This is a genomic window from Azotobacter chroococcum, from assembly GCF_004339665.1.
Taxonomy (GTDB): Bacteria; Pseudomonadota; Gammaproteobacteria; order Pseudomonadales; family Pseudomonadaceae; genus Azotobacter; species Azotobacter chroococcum.
The window spans coordinates 169,658-190,048 of record NZ_SMMU01000003.1 but is presented as its reverse complement, the minus strand read 5'-3'; the positions used below and the strand labels follow the sequence as shown (position 1 = coordinate 190,048).

Below are 20,391 nucleotides of genomic sequence, written 5' to 3'. Positions count from 1 at the left end.
AATACGCACATGCAATGGGAAACCGTGATCGGGCTGGAAATCCACGCGCAGCTCGCCACCCGCTCGAAGATCTTCTCCGGCAGCGCCACCACCTTCGGCGCCGAGCCCAACACCCAAGCCAGCCTGATCGACCTCGGCATGCCCGGCACCCTGCCGGTGCTCAACCAGGAAGCCGTGCGCATGGCGGTGAAGTTCGGCCTGGCGATCGATGCCGAGCTGGGCCGCAGCAACGTCTTCGCCCGCAAGAACTACTTCTACCCCGACCTGCCCAAAGGCTACCAGACCAGCCAGATGGACAAGCCCATCGTCGGCAAGGGCCATCTGGACATCAGCCTGGAAGACGGCACGGTCAAGCGCATCGGCATCACCCGCGCGCACCTGGAAGAGGACGCCGGCAAGAGCCTGCACGAGGACTTCCATGGCATGACCGGCATCGACCTCAACCGCGCCGGCACGCCGCTGCTGGAGATCGTCTCCGAGCCGGACATCCGCTCGGCCAAGGAGGCGGTGGCCTACGTCAAGGCGATCCACGCGCTGGTCCGCTACCTGGGCATCTGCGACGGCAACATGGCCGAAGGCTCGCTGCGCTGCGACTGCAACGTCTCGGTGCGCCCCGTGGGCCAGGAAGCCTTCGGCACCCGCGCCGAGATCAAGAACGTCAACTCCTTCCGCTTCATCGAGCGCGCGATCAACCACGAGGTGCAGCGGCAGATCGAGCTGATCGAGGACGGCGGCAAGGTCGTCCAGGAAACCCGCCTGTACGACCCGAACAAGGACGAGACCCGTTCCATGCGCAGCAAGGAGGAAGCCAACGACTACCGCTACTTCCCCTGTCCCGACCTGCTGCCGGTGGTGATCGAGCCGGACTTCCTCGACGAGGTGCGCGCCGGCCTGCCGGAGCTGCCCGGCGAGAAGCGCGCGCGCTTCGAGAGCCAGTTCGGCCTGTCCGCCTACGATGCCAGCGTGCTGTCCGCCAGCCGCGAGCTGGCCGACTACTTCGAGCAAGTGCAGACCGTCTGCGGCGACGCCAAGCTGGCGGCCAACTGGGTGATGGGCGAGCTGTCCAGCCTGCTCAACAAGGACAACCTCGAGATCGACCGATCGCCGGTCTCGGCTGCGCAACTGGGCGGGCTGATCCTGCGCATCAAGGACAACACCATCTCCGGCAAGATCGCCAAGATGGTCTTCGAGGCCCTGGCCGCCGGCGAAGGCGCCTCCGCCGACGCCGTCATCGAGGCCAAGGGCCTCAAGCAGGTCACCGACTCGGGCGCCATCGAGGTGATGCTCGACGAGGTGCTGGCCGCCAACGCCGCGCAGGTCGAACAGTACCGCGCCAGTGACGAGGCCAAGCGGGCCAAGATGTTCGGCTTCTTCGTCGGCCAGGCGATGAAGGCCTCCAAGGGCAAGGCCAACCCCGGCCAGGTGAACGAACTGCTGAAGAAGAAGCTCGAAGGCTGAGCCAGCGACAACGCCGGGTCCGCCCGGCGTTGCACTTTCCGGAGCCTCGATCATGCTGCGAACACTATCCCTCGCCCTCCTCCTCGCCCTGCTCGCCGGCTATCCCGCGCCGCGGCTCGAGGCGGGCACTTACGCCACCAAGGGCATGGCCTCCTACTATGCCGCCCGGCATCACGGCAAACGCACCGCCAGCGGCGAGCGCGTGGACCGCAATGCCCTCACCGCCGCCCACCGCAGCCTGCCGCTCGGTAGCCGGGTGCGGGTGACCAGCCTGCAGACGCGCCGCAGCGTGGTGGTGCGCATCAACGACCGCGGCCCCCACTCCCGCGGCCGGATCATCGACCTGTCCTACAAGGCCGCCCGCCAGCTGGAAATGCTGAATGCCGGCGTGGCCATGGTGCGTCTGGAACTCCTCGACAACTGAGGGATCGGTGCCGGGAAGCGGCGCCATCATAAGGAGCATTGATGACCCTGATGACATTCGTCTACCTGATCGCCGGCCTGGCCCTGCTGGTCGCCGGCGCCGAGGCTCTGGTCCGCGGCGCCGCGCGCCTGGCCGCCCGTTTCGGCATCCCGCCGCTGGTCATCGGCCTGACCGTGGTCGCCTTCGGCACCAGCGCCCCGGAAATGGCGGTCAGCGTGCAGTCGGCCAGCAATGGACAGGGCGACATCGCGGTGGGCAACGTCCTCGGCAGCAACATCTTCAACGTGCTGATGATCCTCGGCCTGTCCGCGCTGGTCATTCCCCTGACGGTATCGCGCCAGCTGATCCGCCTCGACGTACCGCTCATGATCGGCGCCAGCCTGCTGGCCTGGCTGCTGGCCATCGACCAGCACTACGGCCGCCTCGACGGCCTTCTGCTGCTTGCCGGCATCATCGCCTATACCACCTTCCAGGTGCGCAGCGGTCTGAATGCCAAGACCAACGGCGAAAGCAACGAGTTCGAGGTGGAGTACGGCGGAAGGCCCGAGGGACGCCTGGCCCTGCTCGGCCACCTGGGGTTCGTCGTCCTCGGCCTGGCCCTGCTGGTCTGGGGCTCCAGCCTGCTGGTCGACGCCGCGGTGACCCTGGCCCGCGCCCTCGGCCTGTCGGAGCTGGTGATCGGCCTGACCATCGTCGCCGCCGGCACCTCGCTGCCGGAGCTGGCCACCTCGGTGATGGCCGCCCTCAAGGGCGAGCGCGACATCGCCGTGGGCAACATCGTCGGCAGCAACCTCTTCAACCTGCTCGCCGTCCTCGGCCTGGCCGCGCTGGTCACCCCCGCTCCGATCAGTGTCTCGCCCAATGCCCTGGCCTTCGACTACCCGGTGATGGTCGCGGTGGCGGTGGCCTGCCTGCCGATCTTCTTCACCGGCTACCGCATCAACCGCTGGGAGGGCCTGCTGTTCTTCGGCTACTACCTGGCCTACGCTGCCTATCAGGTGCTGTTCGCCACCGGCGCCTCGGCCGTCGCCCTGCTGCACACCGCGCTGGTCTGGTACGCCCTGCCGCTGACCGCGCTGACCCTGCTGGTCATCGCCGCCCGCGAGTGGCAACGGCGGAGCTGAGGGCGCGCCTCAGATCCAGCCGAGCCACTGCAGGACGAAGATGCCGATATTGGTGGTCACCGCCGCCAGCAGCGTGGTGATCACCACGATTCCGCCCGCCAGCTGGTGATTGCCGCCCACCGCCTTGGCCATGACGAAGCTGGCCGCGGCGGTCGGGCTGGCGAAATAGAGAAACAGCACGCCCAGATCGGCCCCGCGGAAACCGCACAGCCAGGCGCCCAGGGTCGCCGGCAGCGGCAGCCAGACCATCTTCAGCAGACTGGCGCTGAGCGCAAGCCTGCCGCTTTCGCGCAGGGCGGCGAGGGAGATGGTGGCGCCGATGCAGATCAGCGCCAGTGGCAGGGTCATCTGCGCGAAGTAGTCGCCGGAGGTGAGCAGCCAGGCCGGCAGGCCGACATGCCAGTAGGCGAACGGCAGCGCCACCAGCACGCCGATGATCAGCGGGTTGCCGAGAATGCTCTTGGCGATGCTCCAGGGGTCGGTCCGCACATGCGGGCTGTAGAACGCCAGCACCACCGAGGCGAGCGTGTTGTAGACCAGGATCACCGCGCCGGCCAGCACCCCGCCGAGGGACAGCCCGTAGTCGCCGTACAGGCTGGTGGCCAGGGCCAGGCCGACGATGCCGTTGTTGCCGCGGAACGCTCCCTGGACATAGACGCCGCGGTCGGCGCGCGGACAGCGCCACAGCGACCAGGCCCAGGCGAGCAGGAAACCGGCGACGGAAGCCAGGGCGAAATAGCCGAGCAGCGCCGGCTGCAGCGCCGTGTCCAGATCCGCGTGGAGGATCGCAAGGAACAGCATCGTCGGCATGGTGCCCTTGAACACCAGCTCCGAGGCGGTGTTGATGAAGGCGACGTCGATCCAGCCAAGACGCCGCAGCAGGACGCCGAGAAACAGCATGGCGAACACTGGCGCGGTAATGGCCAGGGTTTGCGAGAACAGCGCGAGCATGGAGAGCATCCGGAAAACGATAGGCGCCTATCATAAGCGCATCTCTCCCGCCGGAAGACAAGCGGTACGGTCTGCCCGGACACGGCCGGCATCCCGTACTCCGGGACGCCGTCGTGACGGCCTGCGGCGGACAGGCCGGAGCGTGCCGCCTCAGCGGCGGACCGGGCGCTTCTGCAGCTTGCGCTGCAGGGTGCGCCGGTGCATGCCCAGGGCGCGGGCGGTGGCGGAGATGTTGCCGTCGTTCTCGGTGAGCACGCGCTGGATGTGCTCCCACTGCAGGCGGTCCACCGACATCGGGTTGTCCGGCACCAGGCTGTTCAGATCGACGTGCTCGGAGAGCAGCGCGGTGAGCACGTCGTCGGCATCGGCCGGCTTGCACAGGTAGTTGCAGGCGCCGCGCTTGATCGCCTCCACCGCGGTGGCGATGCTCGAATAGCCGGTGAGGATCAGCACGCGCATCTCGCCGTCCAGTTCGAGCAGCTTGGGCAGCAGCACCAGCCCCGAGTCGCCCTCCATCTTGAGGTCGAGCACGGCATAGTCGGGCACGTCCTGGGTCGCCAGCTCCAGCCCCTCCTCCGCCGAACTGGCGCAGCTCACCCGGAAGCCACGGCGGGTCATGGCCCGCATCATGACTCGGGTGAAGGTCGTGTCGTCGTCCACCAGCAGCAGGTGCGGCTGCTGCTCTTCTCCCTCGATCGGATGCTCACTCATAGTAGTCTCCTGGGCCCAGGCGCGGCAGACGCAACTCGGTCAGCGTGCCGCCCTCCTCGTGGTTGTAGAGTTTCACCGAGCCGCCGGCGCGGGTCACGCTGGCCTGGCTCAGGAACAGGCCGAGGCCGAAGCCCTTGCCCTTGGTGGTAAAGAAAGGCTTGCCCAGTTGCTCGGCGATCGCCAGCGGCACGCCTTCGCCATGGTTGCGGATGCTGATGCACAGCTCCTCGACATCCCAGTCGAGGCAGATGTCCAGGTCCTCCGGGCAGGCATCGGCGGCGTTGTTGAGCAGGTTGAGCAGCGACTGGGTCAGGTCCGGCGCCGGCGCCAGCCGCGGCATCGAGCCCGTGCCGAGGATCTCGTAGCGGTAGTTTGCCTCCGGGCGCATCAGGTGCCAGCGATTGAGCGTGGCTTCCAGCCAGGCCGCCGCGCTCTGCTCCTTCACCGACTGCATGCGATCGGCCTCGGCGGCACGCACCAGCTGCTGCAGGGTGTCCTTGCACAGCCTCACCTGTTCCTGCAGCACCGCCAGATCCTCCTGCAGCAGCGGATCGTCGTGCTCCTGGCGCAACTCGGTGATCAGCACGCTCATGGTCGCCAGCGGTGTGCCCAGCTCGTGGGCCGCGCCGGCCGCCTGGGTGGCCACCGCCAGCAGCTGCTGATCGCGCATGCTCTCCTCGCGGCGCGTGGCCTGGAACTCCTCCTGGCGACGCAGTTCGCCGGCCATGCGGCCGACAAAGAAGGTGATCAGCGCCGCCGCCAGGGCGAAGCTCAGCCACATGCCGTAGATCAGCAGGGTGACGCGATGCTCCGGCGGCAGGGTAGTCGGGTTGTACCAGAACACCAGCAGGGTGTAGGCCACCAGCGCCAGGCCGGCGAGCATCACCGTGTGCAGCCTGGGCAGGGTCGCCGCGGCGATGGTCAGCGGCACCAGGTAATAGGAGACGAAGGGGTTGGTCGGGCCGCCGGTGAAATACAGCAGCAGGCTGTGGATGACCAGATCGCAGGCCAGGTGGCCGGCGTACTCCAGGTCGGTCACCGGCCACGACATGTTCAGGCGCAGGGCGGCGCCGAGGCTGAGCATCGCCGACAGGCTGAGGGTGAAGGCGAGCGCCAGCCAGGGCAGCAGCAGCAGATCGGTGAGATAGGCGAGTCCGACCGAACCGGCCTGGGCGCCCAGCACGAGGACGCGGATCAGGATGAGCCGGCGGAGATTGTGGCGGCTGGCCGACAGCATTTGAACGGGTGCGAGCATGGTATTCCTCGGATGCGCCCGCCAGTATACCCAAAAGCCTGCCAGCGACCGGCCCGAATGCGGCAACCGGACGCAGGCAGGGCTGCAAAAACTGGACTACCCCGCTAGAGTCTGGCTCAAATCATCCAACGGACATGCCCACACCTCACACAAGGACCGCCCATGCCTCGCCTTTTCCGCCTCGCCACGCCCCTCGTCCTCGCCGCCCTGGCCAGCCTGCCGGCCCTGGCCGAGGAAGCGCCCCGCTACAACCAGATCAGCCTGCAGGCCGAGGCCAGCCGGGAGATCGCCCACGACCTGATGCTGGTGACCCTCTACAGCGAAGCCCAGCACAAGGACCCGGCCCAGCTGGCCGGCGACATCACCCGCAGCCTGAATGCCGCGGTGGAGCGGGCGCGCCAGGTGGCGGGGGTGAAGGTCAGCCTCGGCCACCGCAACAGCCATCCGGTCTACGACGACCAGGGACGCCGGATCGTCGCCTGGCGCGAGCGCGCCGAACTGCGCCTGGAAAGCGCCGATTTCGCCGCCCTCTCCCAGCTGAGCGCCGAACTGCTCGGCGAGCTGAAGATCGGCGACATGCGCTTCGCCATCGCCGACGCGACCCGCAAGAAGAACGAGGACACCCTGCTGCAGGACGCCGTGAAAGCCTTCAGCGAGCGCGCCCAGCTCGCCACCCAGGCGCTCGGCGGCAGCGGCTACAAGCTGGTCAGCCTGAGCCTGAACAGCGCCGGGATAGTCCCGCCGCCCTTCCCGCGCGTCGCGATGATGAAGAGCATGGATCGCGAGGCGGGCGCGCCGGCCCAGGAGATCGAAGCCGGCAGCAGCCAGGTGAGCATCCGCGCCGATGGCGTGATCGAAGTGCAGATGCCCTGAGGTGCCGTCCAGCGTGACGTCCCGAGCCCGCCGAGCGGATCGCCCCATGCCCCGACGCCCGACCGCCCTCCTCCTCGCAGGCCTGCTTGCCGGCGCCGTCCAGGCCGCGCCGAGCAGCCTGGTGGTGTGCACCGAAGGCAGCCCGGAAGGCTTCGACATCGTCCAGTACACCGCCGCCGTCAGCGCCGATGCCTCGGCGGAGACGGTGTTCGACCGCCTGCTGCGCTTCGCCCCCGGCGGCACCGAGCTGCTCCCCGCCCTCGCCGAGCGCTGGGAGGTGTCCGCCGACGGCCTCGAATACACCTTCCAGCTGCGTCAGGGTGTGCGCTTCCAGCGCACGCCCTGGTTCACCCCGAGCCGGGAATTCAACGCCGACGACGTGATCTGGAGCTTCCAGCGCCAGATCGACCCCGGGCACCCCTGGCACAGGCTGTCGCCGCGCGGCTTCCCCTATGCCGAGTCGATGGCCGTCGGCGAGCTTATCCGGCGCATCGACCGGCTCGACGACCATCGCGTGCGCTTCGTCCTGCGCCACCCGGAGGCGCCCTTCCTGGCCAACCTGGCGATGGGCTTCGCCTCCATCTATCCGGCCGAATACGCCGACCGGCTGCTCGCGGCCGGCACCCCGGAGCGCCTCAACAGCCAGCCGGTGGGCAGCGGCCCCTTCGTCTTCGAGCGCTACGAGAAGGACGCCCAGGTGCGCTTTCGGCGCAACCCGGACTACTGGGACGGCGCGCCGGCCATCGAACGGCTGATCTTCGCCATCACCCCCGAGCCCAACGTGCGGGTGCAGAAGCTCAAGGCCGGCGACTGCCAGATCGCCCTCTACCCGCGCCCGGTGGACCTGCCCGGCCTGCGCAGGGACACGCGCATCGAAGTGCTGGAGGACGAGCCGCTCTTGACCGCCTACATCGGCATCAACACCCGCCACCCGCCGCTGGACGACGTGCGGGTGCGCCAGGCTCTCAACCTCGCCTTCGACAAGACCGCCTACCTGCGCACCCAGTACGGCGAGGACGGCGCCAGCCCGGCGGTGGCGCCCTACCCGCCGAGCCTGTGGGGCTCGGACCCGAGCCTCGAAGGCTGGCCCCACGATCCGGCGAAGGCCCGTGCCCTGCTGGCCGAGGCCGGGCACGCCAAGGGCCTGAAACTGAGCATCTGGACCCGCCCCGGCGGCGGGCCGACCAATCCCAACCCGGGCATCGGCGCCCAGCTGCTGCAGGCCGACCTGGCCGCCATCGGCATCCAGGCGGAAATCCGCGTGCTGGAATGGGGCGAGCTGATCAAGCGGGCGAAGAACGGCGAGCACGACCTGGTGTTCATGGGCTGGGCCGGCGACAACGGCGACCCGGACAACTTCCTCACCCCCAACCTGTCCTGCGCCGCCGCCGCCTCGGGAGAGAACCAGGCCGGCTGGTGCGACGAGCGCTTCGACGCCCTGCTGCGCGAGGCCCGCCGCACCACCGACCAGGCGCAGCGCGCCGCGCTCTACCGCCAGGCCCTGGCGATCTTCCACGAACAGGCGCCGTGGATACCCCTGGCCCATCCCCGCGAGTTCGCCGCCGTGCGCCGCGACGTCCAGGGCTTCGTGATCAGCCCGCTGGGCACCAACAACTTCGCCGGAGTGCGCCGCACTTCGGCCAGCGATCCGGAGTGAGCCCCACGCATGTTGTCCTTTCTCGCTCGCCGTCTCGGGCTGCTGATCCCCACCTTCCTCGGCGTGACCCTGCTGACCTTCGCGCTGATCCGCCTGATCCCCGGCGATCCGGTGGAGGTGATGATGGGCGAGCGGCGCCTCGACCCGCAGATGCATGCCGAAGCCATGCAGCGCCTCGGCCTCGACCGGCCGCTGCACGAGCAGTACCTGAGCTACCTCGGCCAGCTGGCGCAGGGCGACCTCGGCCAGTCGCTGCGCACCCGCGAGAGCGTCTGGAGCGAGTTCGCCAGCCTGTTCCCGGCCACCGTCGAGCTGGCCTTCGCCGCCCTGCTGCTGGCCGGCGTGCTCGGCCTGCTCGCCGGCACCCTCGCGGCGCTGAAGCGCGGCTCGCTCCTCGATCACGGCACCATGGGCCTGGCGCTGACCGGCTACTCGATGCCGATCTTCTGGTGGGCGCTGATCCTGATCATGTTCTTCTCCGTGGAACTCGGCTGGACCCCGGTGTCCGGGCGCCTCGACCTGCTCTATGACGTGGAGCCGGTGACCGGCTTCATGCTGATCGACACCCTGCTCAGCGAAGAACAGGGCGCCTTCCTCGACGCCCTGCGCCACCTGATCCTGCCGGCCATCGTGCTCGGCACCATCCCGCTGGCGGTGATCGCCCGCATGACCCGCTCGGCGATGCTCGAGGTGCTGCGCGAGGACTACATCCGCGCCGCCCGCGCCCGCGGCCTGTCGCCGGCGCGGCTGGTGTTCGTGCACGCCCTGCGCAACGCCCTGGTCCCGGTGCTCACGGTATTCGGCCTGCAGATCGGCTCGCTGCTCTCCGGCGCGGTGCTCACCGAGACCCTGTTCTCCTGGCCGGGTATCGGCAAGTGGCTGATCGAGGCGATCGGCGCCCGCGACTACCCGGTGGTGCAGAACGGCATCCTGCTGATCGCCGCACTGGTCATCCTGGTCAGCTTCGTCGTGGACATCCTCTATGGCCTGGCCAATCCGCGCATCCGTCACCGGCAATGAGGACATACCGATGAACACCCCCCTCCCCCTCACTGCCGAACCGGCCTGGCCCTCGCCCTTGCGCGAGTTCTGCCAGGCCTTCGCGCGCAACCGCGGCGCCCTCGCCGCCCTGCTGTTCCTCGCCCTGCTCGTCGCCTGCGCGCTGCTGGCCCCCTGGCTCGCCCCCTTCGATCCCGCCGCCCAGCACCGCGACTTCCTGCTCACCCCGCCGGCCTGGCTGGAAGGCGGTCAAGCCCGGTTCCTGCTCGGCACCGACGAACTGGGCCGCGACCTGCTCTCCCGGCTGATCTTTGGCGCGCGCCTGTCGCTCCTGATCGGCCTGGCCTCGGTGGCGCTGTCGCTGCTGCCCGGCGTGCTGCTCGGCCTCTGCGCCGGTTTCTTCCCCCGCCTTCTGGGCCCTGCGATCATGCGCCTGATGGACATCATGCTGGCGCTGCCCGCCCTGCTGCTGGCGGTGGCGGTGGTCGCCGTGCTCGGCCCGGGGCTGCTCAACACCGTGCTGGCGATTGCCATCGTCTCGCTGCCCGCCTACGTGCGCCTGACCCGCGCCGCGGTGCTCGGCGAGATCCACCGCGACTACGTCACCGCCGCACGGCTGGCCGGCGCCGGGCGGCTGCGCCTGATGTTCGTCGCGGTGCTGCCGAACTGCCTGGCGCCCCTGATCGTCCAGGCCACCCTGGGCTTTTCCGCAGCCATCCTGGATGCCGCCGCGCTGGGTTTTCTCGGCCTCGGCGTGCAGCCGCCGACCCCCGAATGGGGCACCATGCTGGCCTCGGCGCGCGACTACATCGAGCGCGCCTGGTGGGTGGTGAGCCTGCCGGGCCTCGCCATCCTCACGAGCGTGCTGGCGATCAACCTGCTGGGCGACGGCCTGCGCGACGCGCTGGACCCGAAGCTGAAGAACCTGGCCTGAGGAGTTAGCCATGAGCCTTCTGGAAATCGACAACCTCAGCGTGCGCTACGGGCCCGCCGACGCCCCGCCGGTGGTCGACGGCCTCGACCTGCGCCTGGAGGCCGGCGAGGTGCTGGCCATCGTCGGCGAGTCCGGCTCCGGCAAGTCGCAGGCCATGCTCGCCCTGCTCGGCCTGATCGACCCGCCCGGCCGGGTCGCTGCCGACCGCCTGCAGTTCGCCGGCCACGACCTGCTCGCCCTCGGCGAGCGCCAGCGGCGCAGGCTGCTCGGCAAGGAACTGGCGATGGTCTTCCAAGACCCGCTGGCCGCCCTCGACCCGAGCTACCGGGTCGGCTTCCAGCTCGAGGAAGTGCTGCGCCAGCACCTCGGCCTGCGCGGTCGCGAAGCCCGCCGGCGCGCCCTGGAGCTGCTCGAACAGGTGGAGATCCCGGCCGCCGCCAGCCGTCTGGACGCCTACCCGCACCAGCTCTCCGGCGGCATGGCCCAGCGCGTGGCCATCGCCTTGGCGATCGCCGCCGAACCGCTTCTCCTGATCGCCGACGAGCCGACCACCGCCCTCGACGTGACCATCCAGGCGCAGATCCTCGAACTGCTGCTGAACCTGCAGCGCGAGCGCGGCATGGCCCTGCTGCTGATCAGCCACGACCTCGCCGTGGTCGCCGAATGCGCCAGCCGGGTCTGCGTGATGTACGCCGGCCAGGCGGTGGAGGTCGGCGCCCTGCCCGGGCTGTTCGACGCCCCGGCGCATCCCTACACCGAGGCGCTGCTCGCCGCGCTGCCCGAGGCCGGCACCGCGCGCCGCCCGCTGCGCGGCCTGCCGGGCAGCGTCCCCGGCCGCCACGACCGTCCCGTGGGCTGCCTGCTGGCGCCGCGCTGCGCCTACGTGCAGGACGACTGCCGCGCCCGCCGTCCGCCGCTGGAAGCCAAGCGGCAGAGCCAGGCGCGCTGCTATCACCCGCGCAACCAGGAGAGCCCATGAGCCCGGTGCTGATCGCCCGCGACCTGACCCGCCACTACCGTGTCTCCCGCGGCCTGTTCCGCCCAGCGGCCAACGTCCAGGCGCTGAACGGCCTGTCCTTCGCGCTCGAGGCCGGCGAAACCCTGGCGGTGGTCGGCGAATCCGGCTGCGGCAAGTCGACCCTGGCCCGCGCCCTGACCCTGATCGAGGCGCCGACCGCCGGCTCGCTGCAGATCGCCGGGCAGGACACTGCCGGCGCCGATCACCGCCAGCTGCGCCGTGACGTGCAGATGGTCTTCCAGAACCCCTACGCCTCGCTCAACCCGCGCCGGCGGATCGGCGACCAGCTGGCCGAGCCGCTGGCCATCAACACCGCCCTCTCCGGCACCGAACGCCGCGCCCGGGTGCTGGCGATGCTCGAACAGGTGGGCCTGCGCGCCGAGCACTATGCGCGCTATCCGCACATGTTCTCCGGCGGCCAGCGCCAGCGCATCGCCATCGCCCGGGCGATGATCCTGCACCCCAAGGTGCTGGTCGCCGACGAGCCGACCTCGGCGCTCGACGTGTCGGTGCAGGCCCAGGTGCTCAACCTGTTCCTCGAGCTGCAGGAAGCGTTCGGCACCGCCTATCTGTTCATCTCCCACAACCTGGCGGTGGTCCGCCACATCGCCGACCGCCTGCTGGTGATGTACCTCGGCCGGCCCATGGAGCTCGGCCCCGCCGAGCGGATCTACCGCAAACCGCTGCATCCCTACACCCAGGCGCTGCTGGCCGCCACGCCGAGCCTGCATCCCGAGCCGGGACGCCAGCGCATCCGCCTCGCCGGCGAGCCGCCCAACCCGCTCGAACCGCCGGCCGGCTGCGTATTCCATCCGCGCTGTCCGTATGCGACGGAGCGCTGCCGAGGGGAAGTGCCGGCGCTCAGGGAGGTGGATGGGCGGGAGGTGGCTTGTCATTATGCGGAGCGGTTCGTGTGAGGCTTATGTATTTGTCGGCTTGGGCCTGACCCAAGGGGCAATGACGATGCGCTTTCCTCGGCGCGACCGACAGGTTTCGCCTTGCACGGCGACTCACTTTTTTCAGTCGCGAAAAAAGTAAGCAAAAACGCTTGCCCCTATCATCCGGCCCCGCCTGCGGCGGGGTTCCCTCCCTCCGTCGTCGCTCCAGGGGCCCGGCCCGAAGGGCCATCCATGGCCAACGGGCCTTTCGCCGCATCCATGCGGCTCAACCCCTTCCTCGACGACTCCGCTCGGCCTTCTGCAAGGGGCGTTCGGCGCTGCCTGGCAGCTCTGGCGTCAAAAAGCAAAAAGCCAGAAGCCATCGCCTGAAACCTGAAAGGTTTTGTGAAGGTTCAAGCCACACCCAAATCCCGTACAGAAGGCCGAGTGCAGGCGCTGCGTAGGGGGACGCGAGGCATGGACGCCGAGCGAGTCGCGAAGGGACAGGGACGTCCCTTCGTGACGGCCCCCGGAGCGGCGCCGGAGCGAGGAACCCGTAACGAAGCGCAACGCAGTGAAGGGCCGGATGTCGGGTGCCCTTCTTCTTTGGTTCCTTTCTTCTTGGGCAAGCAAGAAGAAAGGAACTCGCCGTGCAAGGCGAAACCTGTCGGCCGGGCCGAGGAAAGCGCTGAGATTGCTCGCGAAAGCCAAGCCAGAGAAATTCGGCAAGCGCTCAGCGCCCGAAGAACCGATAGAACTCCCGCATCTCCCCCTGCACCGCCTCCACCGCCACCCGCTCGAAACGCACCGTCCGGTGCGCCGGACACTGCGCCAGCAGCCCAAAGTCCAGCGGATGCACCCAGCCGAGGATGGGATAGCCGCCCATGGTCTGCCGATCGGCCAGCAGCACGATCGGCTGGCCGTCCGGCGGCACCTGGATCGCCCCCGTAGTCACCCCCAGCGACCACTGCCGCGCCGGCGCCCGCAGCGGCTCGCCCAGAAGACGCGCGCCCATGCGGTCGGACTGCGGGCTCAACCGCCAGGGCTGGGCGAAGAAGCGCCGGCGCTCGGCCACCGAAAAGTCCCCGGCATCGCCGCCGGGCATCACCCGCAGGCGGGGTTCGGCCCGGTAGTCCGGCACGAAGCGCCAGGGCACGCTGGTTGCGCCGGAGCGGCTGGCCGGCGCGCAGGGCAAGAGATCCCCGGCGCGCAGAGGCTGGCCGTCGCCGTGCAGGCCGCCGAGGCCTTCGCGGGTCTGGGTCGCCACGCTGCCGAGCAGCGCCCCGGCGCGAAAGCCCCCCGCCACCGCCAGGTAGCTGCGCTGGCCGCTGCGGGCGAAGCCCAGGCACAGGCACTGGCCGGCGCGCAGGGGAAAGCGCGACCAGTTCGGCCGCGGCGCCCCGTCCAGCGTTATATCCAGCTCGGCGCCGCAGAGCGCCACCCAGGTGTCGAGCCGGCTTTCCAGCTCGACGCCGCCGAGGGCGATCTCGACGAGCGGCGTGCCCCAGGGATTGTCCAGCAGACGGTTGGCCCAGGCCGCCGCCTGGACATCCAGCGGGCCGGCGGGGGACACACCGAGGTGCTGCCAGCCGAAACGGCCGGCATCCTGCAGCAGGCTGAGCGGGCCGGGGCGGAGCACCGCAAGGCCCGTCACGGCACGCCGCCTTCGGCGCGGAAGGCCGCCTCGTCGATGGCGCAGAAGCGCACCCGGTCGCCCACCGCCAGCGGACAGGGCGGCTCGGCGCGGGCGTCGAACAGGCGCCGCGGGCAGCGCCCGAGCAGGTGCCAGCCGCCCGGCGAAGCCTGCGGGTAGATCGCCGTCTGCCGCTCGGCGATGGCCAGGCTGCCGGCCGGCACCCGGGTGCGCGGACTGGCCCGGCGCGGCAGGGCCAGGCGCGCGTCCAGCTCGCCGAGATAGGCAAAACCCGGCGCGAAGCCGATGGCGCCGACCCGGTACTCGGTACCACTGTGCAGGGCGATCACCTCGGCCTCGCTCAGGGCGCAGGCACGGGCGACCTCGGCCAGGTCCTCGCCGGCGTACCAGACAGGAAGCTCATGCAGGCGCCCGAGCCGCGGGGACTCTGGCTCGGCATGCCAGTCCTCGAGCAACGGCAGCAGGCGTTTGCCGAGCTGCAGGTGGTCGGTGCGCAGCAGGTCGTAGTGCAGCAACAGGGTAGTCCAGCCCGGCACCAGATCGATGAGCAAGGGCCCCAGTTCGAGATGGATTCGGTCGGTCAGGGTGGCGATGCGCAGCGGCAGCCCGGCGTCGGGCTGCTCGGCCAGGACGATCAGCAGGGCGTCGGCGCCGGCCGGCTCGAGGCGCATCAGAGCGCGTCGAGAGCGGCGCGCAGGCGGCGCAGCACGGCCAGCGACTCGGCGTTGTCGCCGTGCACGCAGAGACTGTCGGCGCGCAGGCGCAGCGGTTTGCCGTCGAGGTCCGGGAAGGGCGCGCCGCGGGCGATGGCCAGCGCCTGGGCGAGGATGCGCTCGGGGTCCTGGTGCACCGCCCCGCTCAGCCGGCGCGGCGCCAGGCGGCCGTCGGAGAGGTAGGCGCGGTCGGCGAAGGCCTCGAACAGCAGCGGCACCCCGGCGGCCCCGGCCAGACGCGCCTCGCGGGTGTTGTCGGCCAGCGCCAGGACCATCAGCGGCAGCCCCGGGCGGAAGGCCGCGCAGGCCTCCAGCACGGCAGCGAGCAGCGCGTCGTCGCGCACTAGGTCGTTGTACAGCGCGCCGTGCGGCTTGACGTAGTCGATGGCGGTGCCGGCGGCGCGGCAGAAGGCGTCCAGCGCGCCGAGCTGGTAGAGCACCTGGGCACGCACCTCGTCGGGCGAGCAGTCGAGATGGCGACGGCCGAACCCGACCAGGTCCGGGTAGGCCGGATGGGCGCCGATGCTCGCCCCGTGGCGCAGCGCCAGGGCCACGCTGCGCTGCATGGTCAGGGGATCGGCGGCGTGGAAGCCGCAGGCCAGGTTGGCCTGGTCGATCAGCGGCATGGCGAGCGCGTCGTTGCCCATTTTCCAGGCGCCGAAGCTCTCGCCCATGTCGCAGTTGAGGAGGATGATGGTCTTCATGGAACTAGCTTGCGGCCTCCACCGGGCGGCCGCAAGCCCGCCTCAGAAGAGATCGCGGCGCAGGCGCTGCTCGTCGCGCAGGCGCTCGACCTCGGCGCTGCCGAGCAGCTCGATGAGCGCCGCCTCGACGCCGGACGCCATGCCACGGCTGCCGCACAGGTAGATGACCGCGCCCTCGGTCAGCCAGCCACGCAGGACATCGGCGGACTCGCGCAGACGGTCCTGCACGTAGACCTTGCGCCCCTCGTTGGTGGAGAAGGCCAGGTCGAGACGGGCCAGCCGGCCCGCCGCCTGCCACGCCAGCAGTTCCTCGCGGCAGAGGAAGTCGTGGGCCTCGCTGCGCTCGCCGAAGATCAGCCAGTTGCGGTTCTGCCCGCGGCGGATGCGCTCGCGCAGCAGGCCGCGCAAACCGGCGAGGCCGGCGCCGTTGCCGATCAGCAGCAGCGGCCGGTCGTCCGCCGGCAGGCGGAAGCCGCTGTTGGCGCGCAGGCGCAGCGCCACGCGGGCGCCCGGCGCCAGCTCGCACAGCCAGCCGGAACACAGCCCGGGCGTGCCGTCGGGACGCCGCTGCCGGCGTACCAGCAGCTCCAGCACGCCATCTCCCTTCAGCGAGGCGACCGAGTAGCAGCGCGGCAGCGCGCCGGCCTGCGGCGGGCGGATCTCCACCAGGTCGCCGGCTTCCCAGCGCTGTCCGTCCGGGATCTGCAGGACCAGGCGCCAGACCGGCTCGGCCGTGCTGCTGGGGTTGAGGCATTCGCGGGCCAGCAGCGTCCAGTCGGTGAAGCCCTCCTCCTCCAGCGCGACCGGCGGCTCGCTGCCGGACAGCCGGCCGAGCTGCTCGCGCCAGCTTTGCAGGGCCGCGGCATCGCCGCTGTCCACCTCCACCGGGGCGAACAGCCTGCGGGCGCCCTGATCCTGCAGCCACTCGTCGAGCTGCCGGGCGAAGGCGCAGAAGCGCTGGTACTGGCGGTCACCGAGCCCGAGCAGGGCGTACTGCAGATGGTCCAGTTCGCAGTCGCCGCCGAGCACCCGGCGCACGAAGCCGCGGGCGCTGTCCGGCGCCTCGCCGTCGCCGAAGGTGCTGACCACGAACAGCGCGCGTTCGGTGCCGCGCAGGTCGCTCGCCTCGAGCTGCGCCAGCGAGCGCACCTGCACCGTGGCGCCGCCCGCCTGCAGCTGGCCGGCAGCCTGCCAGGCCAGGCGCTCGGCGAAGCCGTTCTGGCTGGCGAAACCGACCAGCCACGGCTGGCCGCCGGTCGAGGCCGCCAGCGCCTGCTGCGCCTCGCGGGCGGCGCGGCGGCTGCGCCGACGCTCGAGGTAGAGCTGCCAGCCGGTGATGAAGAACAGCGGCATGCCCAGGCTGGCGAGCAGCATCAGCACGCGGCCGGGCTGGCCGAAGTATTCGCCGGTATGCAGCGGATAGAGGCTGGCGAGCAGGCGCCGGGGCAGGCTCTTGTCCGCGTAGCGTTCGTGCTTGAGCGGTGTACCGCTGTCGATATCGAGGCTCAGCCGGTTGATCGCCCGGGGATGGTCGGCGTCGGGCGCGACATACATGACCTGTAGCGGCTGGCCGGGACGCTCGGGCAGCGTCAGGTTGACCTGCCGGTAGGCATCCCCCACCTCGCGGCGGAAGGCCTGGAACAGCGGATCGAGGCCGATCGCCGGCACCGCGGGCCGGGCCTGCTCGCCGTCCGGCGGCGGACCGCGGCGTCCACCGGGACCGCCGTGCTGCGGGGCGGCTTCGCCGGCGAGGGCGAAGAGGCCCTGGCGGTACCAGTCGTAGGACCAGCTCAGGCCGGTCAGCGCGGCCAGCAGATAGAGCAGCAGCACCCAGGTGCCGGCCACCGCATGTAGGCTCCAGAGGAACGCCCGTCCCCGGCGCGACCAGTCGAGGCTCAGCCAGGCGCGCCAATCGCCGGCCCGGCGCGGCCAACGCAGGTAGAGGCCGGACAGGCAGAGGAACACCAGGATCAGGGTCGAGGCGCCGGTGATCGCCTTGCCGGTATCGCCGATGGCCAGCCAGCGGTGCACCTGCATCATGAAGCGGAAGAAGCCCAGCCCGCGCGCCGCGCCGAGCAGGTCGCCGCTGTAGGGATCGGCGTAGAGGGTCTCGCCGCGCGGACCGCCGCCGCTGACGATCAACTGGGCGGCATCCTCCGGCGCGCCCGACAGGGTCAGCCCCAGCACCTGGCGCTGCCCCACCTGGCCGCGCAGGCGCTCGAGCAGTTCGTCCGGACTCAGCGCCTGGGCGCCCGACGGCGCCTCGACGGTCATCACCCCGGGATTGAGAAAGCGCAGCAGCTCGCCCTGATAGGACAGGGTCGCGCCGGTCACGCCCATCACCGCCAGCACCAGCCCGGCACTGATGCCGAGCAGCCAGTGCAGCTGGAAAAGGATCTTCTTCAGCACCTGATGTCACCTGATCGATGCCGCTCTCGGCGGCACACCTGGAATCGGAATGCGGTCACCCGCACGCTACACCGCCACGGCGGCGGTGCGGAAAATTCTATTCGAGAACAGTTTGCAACAAACCGGCTTTACCCAACTTTTACCGGCAACCGGCAGACACGCGAAGGCCGCCCGCAGGCGGCCTTCGACGGCTTCGCAACCGAATCAGAAGTGGAAGTTGGTGGCCAGCAACACGGTACGTCCCGGCGCCACGTGGGCCATGTGGGTCGTGAAGACCTGGTCGAAGTAGCGCTTGTCGGTCAGGTTCTGGATATTCAGCTGCAGGTCGAGGCTCTTGCTCACCTTCAGGTTGGCCATGGCATCGTAGCGCCAGTAGCTGGACACCTGGATCGTGTTGGCGGCGTTGCCATAGCGCGAATCCACGTAATTGGCGCCGCCGCCGACGGTCAGGAAGGGGAACAGCTGGTAGGTGCTCCAGAAGCTGAAGCTGTTTTCCGGGGTGCTGGGGTTCTCGTTGCCGTCGTTGGCACCGTCGACGCCGCCGACTACGCCGCCGTCGACGATCTCGCTGTCGAGGTAGGTGTAGTTGGCGAAGACCTGCCATTCGCGGGTGAGCCGGCCGTTGACGCCCAGCTCGAAGCCCTTGATCTCCACCTCGCCCATGTTCTGCGTCCGGCCGTCCTCATCGGTGACCCGCGCGTTGGACTTCTTGGTCTTGAAGATCGCCGAGTCCAGCGCCAGGCGGCCGTCGAAGAACTCCCACTTGGTGCCCAGCTCGATGTTGCGGTTGCGTTCCGGCTCGAGGTCCTGGGTGGCACCGGCGATGCTGTCGTTGCCTTCGCCGGCGGTTTCGCCGACCGGGTTGCGCGAGGTCGACCAGGCCGCGTAGATGCTGCCGTTGGGCAGCGGGTTGTAGACCACGCCCAACTGGTGGCTCCAGAAGTTGTTGTTGTTCTCCAACTTGAAATTGCCTGCAGGCTGGGTACGGGTACCGGTGCTATAGCCCGAGGACTCGGTCTCGAAGTCGTCGTAGCGCAGGCCGAGGTTCAGCGACCACTTGTCGTTGAACTTGAGGGTGTCGAACAGGTAGGCGGACTTGGTCTGGGTGTCCGTGTCGGTGTAGGACAGGCCGTCGGTGTAGTAGCCATCCCAACTGTCTTTGTAGGTCGGGTTGTTCAGGGTGGTGCAGTTGCCCGAGGACAGGCTGGCGCTGTTGCAGCTATTGGTGGTGGAGATGGCTCTGCCGTCCGCGGTGTAGAAGGCATAGGGGCGGTTGTGCACGTCCTGGTCGGTGATCTCGATGCCGCCTACCATGGTGTGCTCGATGAAGCCGGTGTTGAACTTCGCCTGGATGTCGGTCTGGTTCACCCAGCCTTCCGAGGTGGAATTGCGGCTCTTCGGCGAGCGCCACACCAGTCCCCTCTCGAGATTGCCGGCGACCGAGTCGTTCGGGTTGGTGGCGATGTAGTCGAGGGTGGTGCGCACCTGGCGGAAGGTGTTGGAGATCGTCACGTTCTCGTTGATATCGTGCTCGATCCTGAAGGTGCCGGAGTCGGTGCTGCTTTCCCGGAAGTCGCGGCCGGTCAGGCCGTAGAAGTGGTCCTTGTCGCCGCTCACCGGCTTGCGCACCGGGTTGCTGGCGGTTGCCGGCTTCACTGGAATGCCGTAGTCCGGCATGTCGTCGGCCTCCACGTGGTAGTAGGAGAAGGTCGCGCGGGTCGGGGTGTCAAAGCCGAAGGTGATGGTCGGCGCGAAGCCCCAGCGGCTGACGTCCACCCCGTCGCGGCCGGCGACGTTGGCGTCGTGCTTCATCAGGTTCAGGCGGAAGCCGATCTGGTCGGTCAGCATCCGGTTGAAGTCCAGGGTCGAGCGACGGGTCTGGTCCGAGCCGAAGGTCTGGCTGAGGTCGAGGAAATCGTTGCGCTTGGCGGTCTTGGTGATCATGTTGATGCTGCCGCCGGTGGAGCCGGCGCCGGTATAGGCCGAGCCGGGGCCCTTGCTCACCTCGATCTGCTCGATGTTGAATATCTCGCGGGTCTGCGAGGCAACGTCGCGCAGGCCGTCGATGAAGGTGTCGCTCTCGGCGTTGAAGCCGCGGATGATCGGCCGGTCGCCCGCCGGATTGCCGCCCTCGCCGGCGCCGAAGGTGATGCCCGAGGTGGTGCGCAGGGCGTCGACCAGGGTCAGCGAGCCGGTGTCCTCGATGACCTGCTGGGAAATGATGGTGACCGACTTGGGCGTCTCGCGCAGCGGTGCGGTGAACTTCTTCGATGCCGACTCGACCTTGTAGTCGTCCTCGCGCTGGCCGATGACGCTATCGGCCTCCAGCGACAGAACCTCCTTCTTCTCCGCGTCCTTGCGAGCGGTTTCCTTCTGTGCCGCCTCCTCGGCACGCAACCCACCGACCGTGGTCACTGCGGTGACGACTCCCAAGGCGGAAGCCAGCACGCACGGCTTGGTGGCAGGACGCTCGTTGATACGCGACATAATAGTTTCCCCCCTAACGAAACGAATGGCGCGCACTCTAATCAAGAACGATTCTCGTAATCAACAGATACAAATTTACATACACGAATTATTATTTTTTTGTTTCAGCGCTCCATTTACTCAGCAAATAAAAGGAAATAAC

Annotated in this window: 17 protein-coding genes; 9 read left to right on the top strand and 8 right to left on the bottom strand. The window is 69.3% G+C overall.

The features are described from left to right. Positions 1 to 9 precede the first annotated feature (9 nt). From gatB to EV691_RS04870, 3 genes are read left to right on the top strand one after another with little or no spacing between them, the layout of a single operon-like run. Entirely contained in the window at positions 10 to 1,458 is a 1,449-nt protein-coding gene (gene gatB, locus EV691_RS04880) for an Asp-tRNA(Asn)/Glu-tRNA(Gln) amidotransferase subunit GatB (RefSeq protein WP_131300147.1), read from the top strand. 52 nt (positions 1,459 to 1,510) lie between these two features. Then, entirely contained in the window at positions 1,511 to 1,882 is a 372-nt protein-coding gene (locus EV691_RS04875) for a septal ring lytic transglycosylase RlpA family protein (protein WP_039805645.1), read from the top strand. Positions 1,883 to 1,923: 41 nt separating this feature from the next. Next, positions 1,924 to 3,006: a calcium/sodium antiporter gene (locus EV691_RS04870; protein ID WP_131300145.1), complete on the top strand. Its 1,083-nt coding sequence runs from the start codon at positions 1,924 to 1,926 to the stop codon at positions 3,004 to 3,006. A gap of 9 nt (positions 3,007 to 3,015) precedes the next feature. Here the strand turns inward: EV691_RS04870 and EV691_RS04865 are convergent, their stop codons facing one another. The 3 genes from EV691_RS04865 to EV691_RS04855 all read right to left on the bottom strand — a co-directional run bounded on the left by EV691_RS04865 (position 3,016) and on the right by EV691_RS04855 (position 5,923). After that, positions 3,016 to 3,957, bottom strand: coding sequence for an AEC family transporter (locus tag EV691_RS04865; protein WP_131300143.1), 942 nt, complete (start codon positions 3,955 to 3,957; stop codon positions 3,016 to 3,018). Positions 3,958 to 4,107: 150 nt separating this feature from the next. Beyond that, on the bottom strand, positions 4,108 to 4,668 hold the full coding sequence (locus tag EV691_RS04860) for a response regulator transcription factor (RefSeq protein ID WP_131300141.1): 561 nt from the start codon (positions 4,666 to 4,668) through the stop codon (positions 4,108 to 4,110). Next, entirely contained in the window at positions 4,661 to 5,923 is a 1,263-nt protein-coding gene (locus EV691_RS04855) for an ATP-binding protein (RefSeq protein WP_131300139.1), read from the bottom strand. Before EV691_RS04855 ends, EV691_RS04860 begins: the two co-directional genes overlap by 8 nt. Positions 5,924 to 6,085: 162 nt before the next feature. Between EV691_RS04855 and EV691_RS04850 the strand changes: the two genes are divergently transcribed. The 6 genes from EV691_RS04850 to EV691_RS04825 are packed head-to-tail and all read left to right on the top strand — an operon-like array spanning position 6,086 to position 12,321. Continuing rightward, positions 6,086 to 6,796 carry an SIMPL domain-containing protein gene (locus EV691_RS04850; protein WP_131300137.1) on the top strand — a complete coding sequence of 237 codons (711 nt, stop codon included), beginning with the start codon at positions 6,086 to 6,088 and terminating at the stop codon, positions 6,794 to 6,796. Between the two features lie 46 nt (positions 6,797 to 6,842). Continuing rightward, on the top strand, positions 6,843 to 8,453 hold the full coding sequence (locus tag EV691_RS04845) for an ABC transporter substrate-binding protein (protein ID WP_131300135.1): 1,611 nt from the start codon (positions 6,843 to 6,845) through the stop codon (positions 8,451 to 8,453). 9 nt (positions 8,454 to 8,462) lie between these two features. Further along, on the top strand, positions 8,463 to 9,473 hold the full coding sequence (locus tag EV691_RS04840; RefSeq protein ID WP_131300133.1) for an ABC transporter permease subunit: 1,011 nt from the start codon (positions 8,463 to 8,465) through the stop codon (positions 9,471 to 9,473). Between the two features lie 10 nt (positions 9,474 to 9,483). Continuing rightward, the gene (locus tag EV691_RS04835; protein ID WP_131300131.1) at positions 9,484 to 10,386 is read left to right on the top strand and encodes an ABC transporter permease subunit; all 903 of its coding nucleotides are present in this window, start codon (positions 9,484 to 9,486) and stop codon (positions 10,384 to 10,386) included. Between the two features lie 10 nt (positions 10,387 to 10,396). Then, positions 10,397 to 11,365 carry an ABC transporter ATP-binding protein gene (locus EV691_RS04830; protein WP_131300129.1) on the top strand — a complete coding sequence of 323 codons (969 nt, stop codon included), beginning with the start codon at positions 10,397 to 10,399 and terminating at the stop codon, positions 11,363 to 11,365. Further along, on the top strand, positions 11,362 to 12,321 hold the full coding sequence (locus EV691_RS04825; RefSeq protein ID WP_131300127.1) for a peptide ABC transporter ATP-binding protein: 960 nt from the start codon (positions 11,362 to 11,364) through the stop codon (positions 12,319 to 12,321). Before EV691_RS04830 ends, EV691_RS04825 begins: the two co-directional genes overlap by 4 nt. Positions 12,322 to 13,015: 694 nt before the next feature. On the opposite strand, the gene EV691_RS04820 is transcribed toward EV691_RS04825, so the two are convergent. The 5 genes from EV691_RS04820 to EV691_RS04800 form a co-directional block, all read right to left on the bottom strand. Continuing rightward, positions 13,016 to 13,936: a 5-oxoprolinase subunit C family protein gene (locus EV691_RS04820; protein ID WP_207390238.1), complete on the bottom strand. Its 921-nt coding sequence runs from the start codon at positions 13,934 to 13,936 to the stop codon at positions 13,016 to 13,018. Next, the gene (pxpB, locus tag EV691_RS04815) at positions 13,933 to 14,610 is read right to left on the bottom strand and encodes a 5-oxoprolinase subunit PxpB (protein WP_207390240.1); all 678 of its coding nucleotides are present in this window, start codon (positions 14,608 to 14,610) and stop codon (positions 13,933 to 13,935) included. The genes EV691_RS04820 and pxpB overlap by 4 nt, the downstream gene beginning before the upstream one ends. Then, on the bottom strand, positions 14,607 to 15,353 hold the full coding sequence (locus tag EV691_RS04810) for a 5-oxoprolinase subunit PxpA (RefSeq protein WP_131300123.1): 747 nt from the start codon (positions 15,351 to 15,353) through the stop codon (positions 14,607 to 14,609). The genes pxpB and EV691_RS04810 overlap by 4 nt, the downstream gene beginning before the upstream one ends. A 42-nt stretch (positions 15,354 to 15,395) precedes the next feature. Beyond that, positions 15,396 to 17,762 carry a PepSY domain-containing protein gene (locus EV691_RS04805; RefSeq protein WP_131300121.1) on the bottom strand — a complete coding sequence of 789 codons (2,367 nt, stop codon included), beginning with the start codon at positions 17,760 to 17,762 and terminating at the stop codon, positions 15,396 to 15,398. A gap of 204 nt (positions 17,763 to 17,966) precedes the next feature. Next, positions 17,967 to 20,249, bottom strand: coding sequence for a TonB-dependent receptor (locus tag EV691_RS04800; RefSeq protein ID WP_131300119.1), 2,283 nt, complete (start codon positions 20,247 to 20,249; stop codon positions 17,967 to 17,969). Between the last annotated feature and the right edge of the window lie 142 nt (positions 20,250 to 20,391).

Coding starts and splice junctions, on each gene's coding strand:
- gatB (WP_131300147.1), top strand. CDS start 10: ATGCAATGGGAAACCGTGATCGGGCTGGAAATCCACGCGCAGCTCGCC.
- EV691_RS04875 (WP_039805645.1), top strand. CDS start 1,511: ATGCTGCGAACACTATCCCTCGCCCTCCTCCTCGCCCTGCTCGCCGGC.
- EV691_RS04870 (WP_131300145.1), top strand. CDS start 1,924: ATGACCCTGATGACATTCGTCTACCTGATCGCCGGCCTGGCCCTGCTG.
- EV691_RS04865 (WP_131300143.1), bottom strand. CDS start 3,957: ATGCTCGCGCTGTTCTCGCAAACCCTGGCCATTACCGCGCCAGTGTTC.
- EV691_RS04860 (WP_131300141.1), bottom strand. CDS start 4,668: ATGAGTGAGCATCCGATCGAGGGAGAAGAGCAGCAGCCGCACCTGCTG.
- EV691_RS04855 (WP_131300139.1), bottom strand. CDS start 5,923: ATGCTCGCACCCGTTCAAATGCTGTCGGCCAGCCGCCACAATCTCCGC.
- EV691_RS04850 (WP_131300137.1), top strand. CDS start 6,086: ATGCCTCGCCTTTTCCGCCTCGCCACGCCCCTCGTCCTCGCCGCCCTG.
- EV691_RS04845 (WP_131300135.1), top strand. CDS start 6,843: ATGCCCCGACGCCCGACCGCCCTCCTCCTCGCAGGCCTGCTTGCCGGC.
- EV691_RS04840 (WP_131300133.1), top strand. CDS start 8,463: ATGTTGTCCTTTCTCGCTCGCCGTCTCGGGCTGCTGATCCCCACCTTC.
- EV691_RS04835 (WP_131300131.1), top strand. CDS start 9,484: ATGAACACCCCCCTCCCCCTCACTGCCGAACCGGCCTGGCCCTCGCCC.
- EV691_RS04830 (WP_131300129.1), top strand. CDS start 10,397: ATGAGCCTTCTGGAAATCGACAACCTCAGCGTGCGCTACGGGCCCGCC.
- EV691_RS04825 (WP_131300127.1), top strand. CDS start 11,362: ATGAGCCCGGTGCTGATCGCCCGCGACCTGACCCGCCACTACCGTGTC.
- EV691_RS04810 (WP_131300123.1), bottom strand. CDS start 15,353: ATGAAGACCATCATCCTCCTCAACTGCGACATGGGCGAGAGCTTCGGC.
- EV691_RS04800 (WP_131300119.1), bottom strand. CDS start 20,249: ATGTCGCGTATCAACGAGCGTCCTGCCACCAAGCCGTGCGTGCTGGCT.